At 32.5% G+C, this 14,054-nt stretch carries 15 protein-coding genes; 13 read left to right on the forward strand and 2 right to left on the reverse strand.

Translation table 11 applies throughout. The features are described from left to right. Positions 1–100: 100 nt before the first annotated feature. Together EKN01_RS01210 and EKN01_RS01215 are read left to right on the forward strand one after the other, a co-directional pair. The gene (locus tag EKN01_RS01210) at positions 101–526 is read left to right on the forward strand and encodes a CopY/TcrY family copper transport repressor (protein ID WP_129044634.1); all 426 of its coding nucleotides are present in this window, start codon (positions 101–103) and stop codon (positions 524–526) included. After that, positions 519–2,540 carry a copper-translocating P-type ATPase gene (locus EKN01_RS01215; RefSeq protein WP_129044635.1) on the forward strand — a complete coding sequence of 674 codons (2,022 nt, stop codon included), beginning with the start codon at positions 519–521 and terminating at the stop codon, positions 2,538–2,540. Before EKN01_RS01210 ends, EKN01_RS01215 begins: the two co-directional genes overlap by 8 nt. A 23-nt stretch (positions 2,541–2,563) precedes the next feature. On the opposite strand, the gene EKN01_RS01220 is transcribed toward EKN01_RS01215, so the two are convergent. Then, the gene (locus EKN01_RS01220) at positions 2,564–3,010 is read right to left on the reverse strand and encodes a hypothetical protein (protein ID WP_129044636.1); all 447 of its coding nucleotides are present in this window, start codon (positions 3,008–3,010) and stop codon (positions 2,564–2,566) included. A gap of 43 nt (positions 3,011–3,053) precedes the next feature. On the opposite strand from EKN01_RS01220, the gene EKN01_RS01225 reads away from it, so the two are divergent. The 4 genes from EKN01_RS01225 (at position 3,054) to EKN01_RS01240 (ending at position 6,150) form a co-directional block, all read left to right on the forward strand. Continuing rightward, positions 3,054–3,776 carry an MBL fold metallo-hydrolase gene (locus EKN01_RS01225; protein ID WP_129044637.1) on the forward strand — a complete coding sequence of 241 codons (723 nt, stop codon included), beginning with the start codon at positions 3,054–3,056 and terminating at the stop codon, positions 3,774–3,776. Positions 3,777–4,030: 254 nt separating this feature from the next. Next, positions 4,031–4,429, forward strand: coding sequence for a transcriptional regulator Spx (gene spx, locus EKN01_RS01230; RefSeq protein ID WP_099974403.1), 399 nt, complete (start codon positions 4,031–4,033; stop codon positions 4,427–4,429). Positions 4,430–4,561: 132 nt separating this feature from the next. Further along, the gene (locus tag EKN01_RS01235) at positions 4,562–5,230 is read left to right on the forward strand and encodes an adaptor protein MecA (RefSeq protein WP_099974404.1); all 669 of its coding nucleotides are present in this window, start codon (positions 4,562–4,564) and stop codon (positions 5,228–5,230) included. A gap of 56 nt (positions 5,231–5,286) precedes the next feature. After that, positions 5,287–6,150 carry a competence protein CoiA family protein gene (locus tag EKN01_RS01240; protein ID WP_164966340.1) on the forward strand — a complete coding sequence of 288 codons (864 nt, stop codon included), beginning with the start codon at positions 5,287–5,289 and terminating at the stop codon, positions 6,148–6,150. Positions 6,151–6,163: 13 nt separating this feature from the next. On the opposite strand, the gene EKN01_RS01245 is transcribed toward EKN01_RS01240, so the two are convergent. Then, on the reverse strand, positions 6,164–6,820 hold the full coding sequence (locus EKN01_RS01245) for a DsbA family protein (protein WP_129044639.1): 657 nt from the start codon (positions 6,818–6,820) through the stop codon (positions 6,164–6,166). Positions 6,821–6,972: 152 nt separating this feature from the next. On the opposite strand from EKN01_RS01245, the gene yjbM reads away from it, so the two are divergent. The 7 genes from yjbM to EKN01_RS01280 all read left to right on the forward strand — a co-directional run bounded on the left by yjbM (position 6,973) and on the right by EKN01_RS01280 (position 13,930). Further along, positions 6,973–7,632 carry a GTP diphosphokinase gene (gene yjbM, locus EKN01_RS01250; protein WP_099974407.1) on the forward strand — a complete coding sequence of 220 codons (660 nt, stop codon included), beginning with the start codon at positions 6,973–6,975 and terminating at the stop codon, positions 7,630–7,632. Continuing rightward, a complete protein-coding gene (locus tag EKN01_RS01255; RefSeq protein ID WP_241685224.1) occupies positions 7,632–8,444 on the forward strand; it encodes an NAD kinase in 813 nt (270 codons plus the stop codon). Before yjbM ends, EKN01_RS01255 begins: the two co-directional genes overlap by 1 nt. Then, positions 8,434–9,342, forward strand: a complete 909-nt coding sequence (locus EKN01_RS01260; RefSeq protein ID WP_129044640.1) for an RluA family pseudouridine synthase — start codon at positions 8,434–8,436, stop codon at positions 9,340–9,342. The genes EKN01_RS01255 and EKN01_RS01260 overlap by 11 nt, the downstream gene beginning before the upstream one ends. A gap of 1 nt (position 9,343) precedes the next feature. After that, positions 9,344–10,714, forward strand: coding sequence for a magnesium transporter (gene mgtE, locus EKN01_RS01265; RefSeq protein WP_129044641.1), 1,371 nt, complete (start codon positions 9,344–9,346; stop codon positions 10,712–10,714). Between the two features lie 112 nt (positions 10,715–10,826). Continuing rightward, positions 10,827–12,035 (forward strand): MFS transporter, encoded by a 1,209-nt coding sequence (locus EKN01_RS01270; protein ID WP_432264332.1) that lies wholly within the window; start codon positions 10,827–10,829, stop codon positions 12,033–12,035. Between the two features lie 133 nt (positions 12,036–12,168). Continuing rightward, a complete protein-coding gene (locus EKN01_RS01275; RefSeq protein ID WP_129044642.1) occupies positions 12,169–12,996 on the forward strand; it encodes a Cof-type HAD-IIB family hydrolase in 828 nt (275 codons plus the stop codon). 10 nt (positions 12,997–13,006) lie between these two features. Then, positions 13,007–13,930 (forward strand): DMT family transporter, encoded by a 924-nt coding sequence (locus EKN01_RS01280; RefSeq protein ID WP_129044643.1) that lies wholly within the window; start codon positions 13,007–13,009, stop codon positions 13,928–13,930. Positions 13,931–14,054: the final 124 nt, after the last annotated feature.

A 14,054-nucleotide genomic window follows, 5' to 3' on the forward strand; every position in this document is an offset into this window, starting at 1 on the left:
AGAGTCGAATTTTTCGACTCTTTTTTATTTACTTTTAAAGTTTACAGATGTAAACTTTAGTTATTGAAGGATTACATTTGTAAACTTGAAAGGAGAATAAATGGCTGATATAGAAAACATGACACAAGCAGAGTGGCAAGTTATGAGAATAATCTGGACACTCAATGGTGCAACAAGTAAACAAGTAATAGATGTTTTAACGAAAAAAACATCTTGGAAACAAGCTACTATCAAAACTTTAATTGTCCGATTGCAGAGCAAAGGTTATTTGGAAGTAGATAAAAAAGTTAGACCATATACTTATTCACCGGTTATCAAAGAGGAAGATGCTATTGATCAAAGTGTAAATCATTTATTTGCAAGTCTTTGTTGTATGAGAAAAGGTCAGGCAATTGAGAATGCAATTGAAAATTCAGATATATCTAAATCTGATATCAATGAACTAATAACTATACTTACTAAAAAATCAAAAGACGCGCCAGAAGAAGTAATGTGCGACTGTTTGGGGGAGACAAATAATGGATAATCAACATATGAATCACGAAAATATGGATATGGAAATGGATCACTCTGATATGGGTGGCCACATGATGATGCACGGAGGTCACATGATGGACATGGGAGATCTAAGGAAGAAGTTCTGGATTTCCTTAGTACTAGCAATACCGATATTTATTCTCTCATCATTTATGGGTATGGATTTACCATTTCAAATTCAATTCCCTGGTTCTGATTGGATAGTATTAATCTTGGCTTCAATTTTGTTTTTCTACGGTGGTAAACCTTTTTTCCAAGGTGCTAAGGGTGAATTAAAATCAAAACAACCCGCTATGATGACACTGATAACCATGGGTATAGGAGTTGCCTATATCTACAGTATTTATTCATTCATCATGAAAAATTTCTTCAACAGCACTGATTCAATGGATTTCTTTTGGGAGCTAGCATCCCTAATAGTTATCATGTTGTTGGGTCATTGGATTGAAATGAAGTCCACTATGGAAGCCGGTAGTGCGATGGATAAAATAGTTGCACTAGTTCCTGACAATGCTCATGTTGTTCACGATGGTATGACGATGGATTCTCCAGTTTCTTCTGTTAAAAAAAATACAATTATCGAAGTACGTGCTGGGGAAACAATTCCACTGGATGGGGTTGTGACTAAAGGAAATACCTATGTAAATGAATCATTAATTACTGGTGAATCTGAATCTGTAAAGAAAACTGTAGGTGACAAGGTAGTTGGAGGATCTATTAATGGTGACTCTACTATTAATTTAACAGTTGAAAAAACAACCTCAGAAGGATATTTATCACAGATAAGTAAACTAGTATCAGATGCACAAATGAATCAGTCTAGAACGCAAAAATTAGCAGATAAAGTTTCTGGTTGGTTGTTTTATGCAGCTATAACAGCTGGTTTGATTTCCTTTGTAGTTTGGCTATTTTTGGGAACATTTGACAATGCACTTTTAAGATTGGTAACTGTTTTGATTATCGCATGTCCACATGCTTTGGGATTGGCAGTTCCATTAGTAATTTCACGTAGTACTTCGATTGCAGCTACAAATGGATTGATAATCCGTGATAATCAAGTTATGGAAATTAGTCGAAAAATTGATTATCTAGCCTTGGATAAAACAGGTACTCTTACTGAAGGTGATTTTTCAGTAAATGAAGTAAAAGCAATTGGTTCTTCTTATTCTACAGATGAAATTTTAGCCTTAATATCAGGGTTAGAAGTTAGTTCAAACCATCCAATTGCCAAAAGTATAGTAGAGTACGCAGCTGAAAAAAATATTACTCCAACACAGATATCAAATGTTAAAGCACTAAAGGGTTATGGATTAAGTGGAGAGTTAGATAAGAAAAGTATTCTCTTAGTTAATCGGAAATATCTACAGGAGAATAAGCTTGAGGTTGAAAATATAGCCACTGATAGCACTGTTAGTTATTTAGTTGTAGATAGTTCAGTTGTTGGTTATATCACTTTAGGAGACTCACTAAAGGCTAATTCAAAGGAATTCATTAGCAAATTGAAGGCAAGAAATATTATCCCAATAATGTTGACTGGTGACAATAAAGAGGCAGCCAAAAAAGTTGCTGATGAATTAGGTATTGATGAATATCGTGCTGAATTACTTCCACAAGATAAAGATAAGATAATCAAAGATCTTGAGTTGGAAGGACACAAAGTAATGATGGTCGGTGATGGAATTAATGATGCACCTAGTTTAGCAGCTGCTTCTATTGGTGTAGCCATTGGAGCAGGTACAGATGTTGCAATTGAGTCTGCTGATGTGATTCTTTATAGCAATGATCCAATAAACATTTTGGACTTCTTCGATTTATCAGCGAAAACTTACCGTAAAACTGTAGAAAATTTATGGTGGGGAGCTGGATATAATATAATTGCTATACCACTTGCAGCAGGGGTTTTAGCTGGCGTAGGTATTGTACTAAGTCCCGCAGTTGGTGCTATATTGATGTCATTATCTACAGTTGTTGTAGCGTTAAATGCTCTAACTTTAAGAAAATAAAAAAACTCCCTATTAGGGAGTTTTTATTTTTTATAAATTTTAGTAAAAGTACCAAAAGATTTTTTTGCTGATCCAGCTAAAAGATTTTTAATACTGTTATTAATTTTATTTTCATTATCAATAATGTTTTTATCATTATCAGAGTAATTTATAAGCAAGAATTTATTAGAGTTGTTACTATCTTGGTAGAGAGAAAAATTGATTTTTTCCAATTCTCTAGCACGTTTTTCAATTGAAAATAAAAATAATTCAGATTGTTTTTCATCTAAATCTAAGTACGTGAAAAAATAAATTTCAGAATTAAAATTTAAGTCTCCCAGCAAGTTTTTAAATTCACTAACTGATTTTGACTCTTTCAATAGTAAGTAATCTGTTTTATCATCATTGTTATAGGGTTTTAATAGTAGATCACCTTGATCAAACTGTTTAACCAAATGATTGTAAGTACCAAGTTTTGTATCTATATACATACTAATTACGGTCCTTTCATATTAAAAATATTGGAGTAAATTTATGTTAATTACAGTTTTAGGAATGTACGGAGGCTACCCATATAAGGGAGTCGGGACAACTAGTTATTTATTACAAAAAGATGGATTCAAATTATTAATCGATTGTGGAAGTGGAAGTCTAAATGAACTTTCACGTTATATAGACCCTACCGAATTAGATGCGGTTGTACTTTCACACTATCACCATGATCATACAGCAGATCTAGGTGTTCTTCAATACAATCTATTAGCTTCTGATAAGGAAGAACCGCTTCCTATCTATGGCCACACACGTGACTTTGTTAATTTTGCCCAGTTGACCTTGGATGGTGCTACTAAAGGGATTGCTTACAATGATTATGAAGAATTAAAGATAGGACCATTTAAGTTTAACTTTATGGAAACAATTCACCCAGTACCTGCATATGCTATGCGTATTCAAGCAAATGGTAAATCTATAGTATTCACTGCTGACACTGCATATTTTGATGGATTAATTGATTTCAGTAAGGGAGCAGATTTATTAATTACTGACACTAATTTTCCTGAAGAAAAAACGGGTAAAATTTGGCATATGACAACCAAAGAAACAGGTGAGTTAGCTAAAAAAGCAAAAGTAGAACGTGTTATGATTAGCCACTTACCTCAAACTATTGATCACTCAATTATGCTAAAGCAAACTCAAAAATATGCTGAAAATATACCAGTAATTCGCGCTTTCCAAGACCTAGAATTAGACGTATAAATAAATTTATATTAGAAAAACTAATTTGTGATATTAAAAATAAATACTAATAGTTATCATAATTTTAATCTAAAACCATTTGTGAAATAATTTTCAAAATGTTGATTTTACAGCGAAGAAAATTCACAAAAAAATAAATAAGTCAAATTTGAACAATGATTTTTGTGAAATATCGTGGATTTTTTATTAAAAAAGTTGTAATATTGTACTTGTAAAGAATTACAGGTAATCCAGACCAGAGGAGGAGAGAAGTTATGGTAACTATTTATACATCTCCAAGCTGTACTTCTTGCCGTAAAGCTAAGGCTTGGCTAGAAGAACATGACATTGCATATAAAGAGAGAAACATATATCAAGAACCATTAAATAAAGAAGAAATCCAACAAGTCCTACAAATGACAGAAAATGGTACAGAAGAAATTATTTCAACTAGATCAAAATCATTTAAGAATCTAGATGTTGATCTTGATGATTTAACTGTTGATCAATTGTTAGAGCTTGTTTCAAACAATCCTGGACTTCTAAAGAGACCTATCATTATGGACGACAAACGTCTACAAGTCGGTTTCAATGAAGACGAAATCCGTAGATTTTTACCTAGAAGTGTTAGAACTATGGAATTAAGACGTGCACAGATTATGTCAGGATTTTAATAAAATATTTCTTTTTAGCCTAGTTTCTATTTTTATTATGGAAATTAGGCTTTTTTTGTTAATTAAAGTTTTATTTCCTTTACATTAAAATTCATACTGATAAAATATGTTTACAGAATTGAGGTGGCTATGATGCAAATGGAACATATAAATGAAAATACAATCAGAGTCATCCTAAGTACTGAGGATTTAAGTGAAAGAGGCGTTTCAATGCTTGATCTTTTAGGAAATAAAGATCAAATAGAAACATTTTTCTATAGTATTTTGGATGAGGTTGATGAAGATCATACTTTTACGAATAATCAACCTGTTACTTTTCAAATTATGCCAAACAAGGAAGGCTTAGAAGTTCTTATTGTTAAGGCAAATCCAGACGATGAAGACGCTTCATTTGAGAATATTAATTTGGAAAATTTTGAGTCAAAAGATATGTCAGCATTTTCAAATGCTAGTCTAGATTCAGAAGATTACGATGCTGATGTAACTCCTTATGTTAGAGATAGAGATACACCAACAAAGTCATTAGTTGTAGAATTTAATAATTTTGAAGATTTCATTCAATTATCTAAAATATTGAGATTAGAGAGTGGAATTAGTAATTTGTGGCAATACAATGATAAATACTACTTGCAATTAATTATCTTTACTGATGAAATCCATGATATGACATATAACGATATTGTTGCTCTGTTAAGCGAATATAGTTCACAAACAAAGACAACTTCAGCTATGCTATCAGAATATGGTAAAGAATTGATGAGTAGGACAGCACTTGAACAAGCAAGATATTACTTTGATTAAAAACACTAACCGTCTAGGTTAGTGTTTTTTTCGTAATGTTATATGAGGTGATTGATATGTACGCTGCATATGACAAAAACAAAAAATTAATATATGCAAATGATGCAAATTCAAGGTTAGATTACATTTGTATCGATTGTGATAGATCCATGAAGTTAACTATCAAAGATAATTCTAAATATTTTCGGCATGAGAATAACAATTTCAACAACACAAATGAACGATTGATACACCAGCAGGGGAAAGAACTATTGATTAGCGGATTACTAGAATTAGGTGTCAAAGATATTGAAATGGAAAAATTTTTACCTAATATTAAGCAGCGTGCAGATATATTTTATGAGAAAAACGTTATGGAATACCAGTGTTCGATAATTGGTGAATCAAAATTTACGAAGCGGGTTAAATCTTATCAGGACAGTAATTATAATAATTTTTGGATATTAGGCGGAAACTATTTAAGTAACAGCTTGAGCAAAAAACATCTGATATTTCTTAAATATAATAAGAATTGGGGTTTTTACCTGCTAATGTTTGACGCTCAAATTGCCAAATTTAGATTGTTTTATGATATTCATTTTGAAGGATTATTTAACAGGATAGTATACAAGAGTAGAAGTTTTATTTTGGAAGATATAAAAGAGCTAGCAAATTTTAAACCAAAATTATTTAACAAAAATAATAGCTATCGTGTTGATGAATATTCAATCACTAGAATAAGAAGAATGAATGATCTTGAATCACAAAATTTGAAAATAAAATTTTATTACGAGTATAAAAAAACCATTGAAGATTATTTATCCAATAAAAAAATATCTGCTGAAATACCGGTATATAAAAATCATAAATGGCAGAGGTTATGTGGTGAGAAACCAATATATTTAAGTCAGCCATTAATAATAAAGAAGAGCCGAGGATAATCTCAGCTCTTCTTTATTTTCTAAAATCATTAAAATTCAAAACTTTTGCTTCTTGTTTTAGAGATGGTTGTTCGGAAGGTTCAAGTAATGTTCTGCTTAATAAATCATTCAAATTATCTTCGATTGATTGTTTATCTCTGTCATCGCCAAAATCATTGATGACTAATCCAGGTTCTTCAGGATTTGCATTATCAAAAATAACTATAGATGGTGCTTTTCTGATGTTCATATCCTTAATTAACTGTTGATCACGTTTTAATCCTTGTTCAACAGATTCACTGTCTTTGTATGACATAATCGTATCGTATTCCAAACCGGCATATATAGCAGCATCCATGATGGTTTTTTCATTGAAAGGTAGATTTTGAACATTAATTTGATCTTGCATACGCATTAAAAATATACGAGCTTTTTTATTTCCTTGGAAAGTGGCTGATTTGTAAAGCAGCGCAGCATCATAAATTTCCTTTGTGCACTTAGTTCTTTCATCTAGGTCAGACAATTTGCAACCTTTCATCTCTAGATACTCGTTAATGGTTTCCATATTATAAGTTGTTATAAAATGGAATTGTGTACTTATGGAATTTTTTCTTGTGAAGTCGATTATACTTTGTTCAACATTAAGACAGTATGAACATAAAGGATTAACATATAAAAATATTTCCCACACAATTCTTTCCTCCATTCTGTTACAGTTAATATTCTAACAAGTTAATTAGTAAACGTAAAATTATTACCCTTATACACTGGTATTCTAGATATTGTTAATGAATAAGTTTCCAAAGTAGGTTATATTTATTAGGTATTGGAGTGTGAAAAACAATGGCAAATACAGACATAAATTGGATTGAATTTCTAGATCCATATACTCAGGCAGTTTCTGAGTTAAAACTTAAATTACGTAATCTTCGTAAAGAATTTTTAGATAAAAATTTACATTCACCAATTGAATTTGTAACGGGTCGTGTAAAGACTGAAGATAGTATCAAAGAAAAAATGAAGCGTCGCTTCATCACAACAGAGCTGTTGGAACAAGACATGCAAGATATTGCAGGTATAAGAATCCAATGCCAATTTGTTGAGGATATCTATGAAGTGGCTAAACTACTTCATGATCGTGAAGACATGCAAGTAATCGAAGAAAGAGACTACATTGCTAATAGTAAGCCTAGTGGTTACAGATCATATCACGTTGTTATTGAATATCCTATTCAAACATCACAAGGTCAAAAGCAGATCTTAGCTGAGATTCAGATTAGAACATTAGCTATGAATTTTTGGTCTACAATTGAACACTCTTTAAACTACAAATATCGTGGGGATTTTCCGCAAAATATTAATGAACGTCTAAAAAGAGCTGCGGAAGCTTCATTCATGTTGGATGAAGAAATGTCCAAAATTCGAGAAGAGATTCAAGATGCTCAGCAATATTTTACAGATAATAAACAGCAGTATACTAACAATCAATCGGAGAAGGATTAATGATGAAATTTTGGATTCATAATAATACTAAAGCTAAATCTGTTAAAGCCTCTCAACATATGAGAAAAAGACTGATTAAAGCAGGATTAGTACCTGATGAACAAAATCCTGAACTTGTTATTAGTATCGGTGGAGACGGGACTTTATTGAGTACTTTTCATAAATATGAAAAGCAATTAGATAAAGTAATGTTTGTTGCTCTTCATACTGGTCACTTGGGTTTTTATGCAGACTGGATTGATGATGAAATCGATGAGCTTGTTGAGAGAATAATTGAACAACAGGAAAATGTTAGAACAACTAGTTATCCGGTTATTCAAGTTAACGTAGAAGATTCTAAAGGTAATGTATCGAGTTATCGAGCTATCAATGAAGGAATTGTTCGACGCCTGACTTCGTTGACAATGAAGACACAAGTGAACATTGATACAGAATATTTTGAAAATTTCCGTGGTGACGGTCTTTGTTTTGCCACTCCAACTGGTTCTACAGCATACGCTAAAGCTATTGGTGGAGCATTGATTCATCCTAAAGTAGATATTTTTCAAATGGTAGAGATAGCTTCTATAAACAATCGTGTCTTTAGAACGATATCATCTCCTATTATTATTCCTAAAGACCAAAGAATTGATTTGTATCCTGAAAAAGCTGATGACTACGTGGTTAGTTGTGATGGTCAGCCAGTAGAATTTAGTGATATTAAAAAAATCAGTGTTGGTTTATGTGAAAAGCGTGCAACATTTGCCCAATATCGTCATGTACATTTCTGGTCTAGAGTAGAAAATGCATTCTTAGGTAAAAATGAAAAATAGACGAATATTTAAGTATATAGTTCAAGACAATGACCCTAAGAATATTCGAAAATTTTTATCGCACAAGAATTTTTCGGAAAGTCAATTACATAAAATTAGAAATAAAGATGGACGTGTTTATGTAAATAAAAAAGAACGCCACCTGAATTTTGCAATTAAATCAGGGGATGTTTTATCTGTGGTTATGAGCAGTGAAATAGGCTCAGATTTAATTGTTCCAATGCATGCTGATTTAGATGTTATATATGAGGATCGATACTTACTAATCATCAATAAAAAACCTGGTATAGCAAGTTTGCCTTCAAAAAACAGAGAATCATATACTGTAGCTAATATTGTAAAGTACTATCTTCAAGAAAATCATCAAGATGATTCTATCCACCTTGTGACACGGTTGGATAGAAATACTTCAGGTTTGATGGTTTTTGCTAAAGATTCTTACACACATTCCAGATTGGATCAAATTCTGCATGGTGATAAGTTTCAAAAGTATTATTATGCAATTGTCTATGGAGTAATGAATCCTTTAAGTGGCGTTATAAATAAGCCAATAGGTATCGATCCAGATTATTATTATCGTAGATGTATAGATGTGAAAAATGGAAAAGAATCCAAAACTGCTTATAGAACAATTAAAGATTATGGAGAATATTCTTTAATAGAACTACAATTATATACGGGAAGAACTCATCAGATAAGAGTTCATACTTCATCAGTGGGGCATCCTATCATAGGTGATAACATGTATTCTGGTAAAAAAGATGTGCTTATTGATAGGCAAGCATTGCATTGTGCTAAGCTCAAAATATTTCATCCTATGAAAGATATTTGGTTAGAGTTAGAAGCACCAATGCCTGATGATATGCAAAGAGTATTAAATGAACTAGGGGGTGAGTAGTGTGGACGAAAAGGAAGCTTTACTACAAGAGAAATTTCAAACTCTAAATGAGTATCTGAATGATAATGATATAAAAAGATTCCGCAAGACTTTTTTAGATATGCATTTTTATGATCAAAGTACCTTCTTCCTTTCATTAGATGAAGAGGAAAGAAAAAAGATATACTCTATCCTTGAACCCGATGAAATGGGTGATATGTTTGATACTGTTGAAGAGGATCACCCTGAGATACCAAAATTCATGGATGAGATGGAAGACAAGTATGCTTCAAAAATGCTTATTAGTATGTATGATGATAATGCTGCGGATATTCTCGAACATTTAGATAAGTCAGAAATTGAAAAATATCTAAGTAACATGTCTAAGCAAGATGCTAATAATCTTCGCGGTTTGTTGCACTATGATACTGAAACTGCCGGTGGTATCATGACTACCGACTATGTAGAATTTAAGGCAACAGAAACAGCAGGGAATGCTATTAAAGATTTACGTAAATTTGCTGATGCCGAGACGGTTTACTACTTGTATGTACTAGATGACAATGAAGATCTAGTTGGTGTTATGTCTCTTCGTGATTTGATTATGTTAGAGCCTGAAGATATCCTGGGTGAGCATATGAACACTGATATCATATCTGTTAAAGTTGATGATGATCAGGAAGAAGTTGCTCAAGTATTTAGGGATTATGAATTCTTAGCTATTCCGGTAGTTGATTATTCTAATCAAATGGTCGGTATCGTAACGGTTGATGATGTTATTGAAGTTATTGATGAAGAAGCACAACAAGATTATTCTGGTTTGGCTGCTGTTAGCGTAGATGAAACAATCAACGATAATAATCCTTTCAGAGCCGCTGGTAAACGATTGCCATGGTTGATCACTCTACTTATTCTTAGTATGATTACAGCCACTTTGATTAATCAGTATGAGAGCTTACTGGCAGAAGCAAGTATTCTGGCAGTGTTTATTTCAATGATCACTGGTACAGCTGGTAATGCAGGTACACAGAGTTTAGCTGTTGCTGTTAGAAGAATTGCACTGGAAGATATCAGTGGGAGTGAATTCTTCAAACTTTTAGGTAAGGAATTAGTTACGGGTTTGGTCACAGGTCTGGTGACAGGATCCACTGTATTTCTTATCGTAGGTTTATGGAAAACAAACTTTATGTTGGGGTTAGTAATAGGTTTGGCAATGTTTTGTGCAATAACTGTTGCAAATATTGCCGGAAGCTTAATACCATTGCTAATGTCTAAATTAGGTTTTGACCCAGCAGTAGCTAGTGGTCCTTTTATTTCAACACTTAGTGATTTGACAAGTGTTTTGATATATTTCAGTATCGCAAGTATTTTTATTCAATATTTCATAAAATAAAAGACATAAACTAATGTTTAGGTCTTTTTTTATTATTTATTATACAAATACTAGTACAATAGTAGTTTGTTTGTGATATTATATTGGGATCTCGTTTGAAGGAGGGGAAGATATGAAAAACTTGTCTAAGGAAGCAAGACGTTCGATTATTATTTTGATTTTTAGTACATTTTTAATTTGTTTAGGTATAAGTATTGTTATACCGGTAACTCCATTTATTAAAAGGGAATATGGTTATAGTACAACTGATATGGGTATTATGACGGCTTTGTTTGCCTTAGCCCAATTCATCACTTCCCCAATTGTAGGGAGAATTTCCGATAAGATGGGTAGAAAGCCTATGATGGCTTTGGGACTATTCTTGTATATGATTTCGGAACTGATTTTTGCAATGTCAAACACGCTTTGGCTATTTAATTTTTCACGTATTATTGGTGGTATTTCTGCCGGTATGTTTGTACCCACATCAATGGCAATGGCCGCAGATATGACTAGTATAAAGGATCGTGCGAAAGTTATCGGTTGGATTTCTGCATCATTTAGTGGGGGATTAATTATGGGACCTGGTATTGGTGGAGTTTTAGCAAGTTTTAGTTATAAGACACCATTTTGGGCAGCGTCAGCACTGGGATTGATTAGTACAATTTTCCTAATTATTTTCCTACCTAGTAAAACACCCAGGCCAGATGGCATCACTGAAGAAGAATCTCTTGAGTCTAGAGGCCAGAAGTCATCAATCATGAGTATTTTGAATAGACCGATGGTTATATTTTTCTCAATGATACTAGTATCAGCATTTGGTCTACAGTTGTTCGAAAGTATCTATAGTATTTATGTAAATCAAGTGTTTAACTTCAGTTTAAATAATATTGCGCTGGTTCTTGTTCTTAATGGGGTAATTTCTCTATTCTTACAAGTAGCATTATTTGATTTCTTAGTTAGAAAATTAACTGAAATTAGACTGATTAGATGGTGTTTCTTATTAGGTGCAGTTTGTGTTCTTTGGATTGTTTTAGCACATTCTAAGGTGGAAGTATTTATTGCAACACTAGTTATCTTTTCCGCATTTGATTTGTTAAGACCTGCTATTACAACATTGCTAACAAAATTTGGTGATGATAATCAAGGCTTGATTAATGGTGTAAATATGTCATTAACAAGTGTTGGTAACATTATCGGACCTATCATTGCAGGGATGCTAATGGATAGAAATACGCATTATCCATATATCTTTGCAGCAATCATGTTAATTATTTCATTCTTAGTTACATTTACAGTTAATAGTGTAATAAAAAATAGTAATCAAATTTCAAAACAATAAAAAGGCTATCCAAATGGATAGTCTTTTTATTTTGTCTAAATTATGTCGATGGAAAAAACATGTTTTAAGATTAACAGTTTGTTATTATTACCTTGAAAGATCATGAAGTTATATATTGAAGGGGCAAAAAGTAATGATAAAAATTATAGCTACAGATATCGATGGAACTCTGGCAAACAGTGAAAGTAAGTTGAATCCAAGGACTCGTGACAGACTAATAGAGGCGCAAAAGCAAGGAATAAAACTAGTAATTGCTTCTGGTAGACCAGCATTTAGTATGCAACGTTACGTTGACGAATTAGAAATGGCTAAGTACGGTGGTTTGATTGTTTCCTTCAACGGAGCACAGATCAATGATTGTTCTACTGGAGAAACACTTTATCAAAAAGCAATTTCATTAGATGAAACTCGCCAGGTTATAGAGCATGTTCAAAATTACGATGTTATTCCTACAGTGACAATCGGAAAGTATATGTATGTAAATAAAGATAATGTTAATAGAATATACATGAAATCATTAGGAATGGATATTGTAGATTATGAAGTTGTAACCGGAGACTTGGTTCAAAAAGCTGTTGATGATTTGCCTGAATCAATCACACAACCAGTAAATAAGATTTTGGTAGCGGGTGTTCCAAGTTATCTGCAGGAACATTATAAAGAATTGAGTGCTCCTTTTTCTGATTTGAATGCTGTTTTTACAGCAGATCATTACTATGAGTTTAATCGTAAAAATGTTGATAAGGCAACTGCTCTTGAGTATATACTTCCAAAATTAGGTTATAGCAAGGATGATTTAGTAGCTTTTGGTGATGGTCAAAATGATATGACAATGCTTCAATATGCTTCTACTGGTGTTGCTATGGAGAATGCCAGTGATGAGGTCAAAAATATTTCAGATCAAGTTACTCTAACAAATGACAAAGATGGGATTGCTGAATTTTTAGACAATAATCTTTAAGAGGAAAAACATGCTATTAATTTTACTGGGTGTAATTGTAGGAATCATTTTGCCAGTACAAACCAGTATCAATGCTAGACTTCAAAAAACAGTAGGATCTCCCTTTGTTGTGTCGTTTATTACATTTACTGTAGGAACTATTTTCTTGGCAATTGTAACCTTAATTCAAATTAAGACCTTACTTGTACCTTTGACGTTAATAGAGAATCAACCATTTTGGATTTGGATAGGTGGGTTATTGGGAGTGTTTTATCTAACTACCAATATTCTACTTTTTCCCAAACTGGGTAGTATTCAAACGGTTATAATGCCCATTTTAGGTCAAATCTTGATGGGTCTAGTTATAGATCAATTTGGATTATTCTATTCGATGGAAAGTAAAATGACTGTTGTAAAATTCTTGGGTGCTATGCTCGTCGTAGCGGGTGTTTTGGTAGCAATAGTTTTGAAGAGTATGCTAGAACATCAAGTTTCGTATACACAAAAGTCTAAGGGATTAAATCTTTGGCGTTTGATCGGACTTATTGCAGGTATGTTGAGTGCCACAGAAAGTGCCATTAATGGACACTTAGAAGTTGTTTTAAAGTCTTCTGAGCAAGCGTCTTTTATTTCGTTTCTTGTAGGAGCAATAGCTTTACTGATAATAGTTTTAATTTTAAGACCAAATCTACAACAAATAAAAAGTAGTCAAAATAGTGTTTGGTGGAGTTGGTCAGGTGGAATTATTGGGGCGTTATTTGTTTTAGGTAATGTTTTTTTAGTTCCAATCCTAGGCACAGGATTAACGGTTATTATAGTTATAGTGGGTATGATGATAGGTGGTATTATAATTGATCAATTTGGTCTTTTTGGTTCTCCTAAAAAACCAACTACATTAATTCAAATTTTGGGACTGGCTATGATGATAGTTGGAGTTGTTATGATTAAACTGTAAAAAGTCTATACCAAGAATTAAAGGTCTAGATGAATTTTTGTTGATTTTCACTGTTTTAACAATAATTTTCAGAAAATATATTGCAATGGTCTATCTATACCAGTATGATAGTCGTTATTGATTA

This window comes from Companilactobacillus metriopterae (genome assembly GCF_004117915.1).
Taxonomy (GTDB): Bacteria; Bacillota; Bacilli; order Lactobacillales; family Lactobacillaceae; genus Companilactobacillus; species Companilactobacillus metriopterae.

Bases quoted from the DNA above. Each gene is read 5' to 3' on its own strand.
- EKN01_RS01260 (WP_129044640.1), top strand. From the start codon at position 8,434: ATGAAAAATAGACGAATATTTAAGTATATAGTTCAAGACAATGACCCT.
- yjbM (WP_099974407.1), top strand. From the start codon at position 6,973: ATGGCAAATACAGACATAAATTGGATTGAATTTCTAGATCCATATACT.
- EKN01_RS01240 (WP_164966340.1), top strand. From the start codon at position 5,287: ATGTACGCTGCATATGACAAAAACAAAAAATTAATATATGCAAATGAT.
- EKN01_RS01235 (WP_099974404.1), top strand. From the start codon at position 4,562: ATGCAAATGGAACATATAAATGAAAATACAATCAGAGTCATCCTAAGT.
- spx (WP_099974403.1), top strand. From the start codon at position 4,031: ATGGTAACTATTTATACATCTCCAAGCTGTACTTCTTGCCGTAAAGCT.
- EKN01_RS01220 (WP_129044636.1), bottom strand. From the start codon at position 3,010: ATGTATATAGATACAAAACTTGGTACTTACAATCATTTGGTTAAACAG.
- EKN01_RS01280 (WP_129044643.1), top strand. From the start codon at position 13,007: ATGCTATTAATTTTACTGGGTGTAATTGTAGGAATCATTTTGCCAGTA.
- EKN01_RS01215 (WP_129044635.1), top strand. From the start codon at position 519: ATGGATAATCAACATATGAATCACGAAAATATGGATATGGAAATGGAT.
- EKN01_RS01210 (WP_129044634.1), top strand. From the start codon at position 101: ATGGCTGATATAGAAAACATGACACAAGCAGAGTGGCAAGTTATGAGA.
- EKN01_RS01255 (WP_241685224.1), top strand. From the start codon at position 7,632: ATGATGAAATTTTGGATTCATAATAATACTAAAGCTAAATCTGTTAAA.
- EKN01_RS01275 (WP_129044642.1), top strand. From the start codon at position 12,169: ATGATAAAAATTATAGCTACAGATATCGATGGAACTCTGGCAAACAGT.
- EKN01_RS01270 (WP_432264332.1), top strand. From the start codon at position 10,827: ATGAAAAACTTGTCTAAGGAAGCAAGACGTTCGATTATTATTTTGATT.
- EKN01_RS01225 (WP_129044637.1), top strand. From the start codon at position 3,054: ATGTTAATTACAGTTTTAGGAATGTACGGAGGCTACCCATATAAGGGA.